Genomic DNA, 214 nt, shown 5'->3' with positions numbered 1-214 from the left:
TCGATTCGCTACTCATGCCTGCATTCTCACTCGCACAGCCTCCACAACTAGATCACTCTGCTGCTTCACCGGCTGCACGACGCTCCCCTACCCACCAACCCCACATGGGGGTCAATGCCACGACTTCGGCGGTGTACTTGAGCCCCGCTACATTGTCGGCGCAGAATCACTTGACCAGTGAGCTATTACGCACTCTTTCAAGGGTGGCTGCTTC

General features: G+C 57.0%; 1 rRNA gene. It reads right to left on the bottom strand.

The window, feature by feature from the left end:
- Nucleotides 1–214, bottom strand: a 23S ribosomal RNA gene (locus tag FAF44_RS56680); the annotation flags it as partial.

The sequence above is a fragment of the Nonomuraea sp. MG754425 genome, from assembly GCF_021699195.1.
Lineage (GTDB): Bacteria > Actinomycetota > Actinomycetes > Streptosporangiales > Streptosporangiaceae > Nonomuraea.
This window is presented reverse-complemented; position numbering and strand designations above follow the sequence as displayed.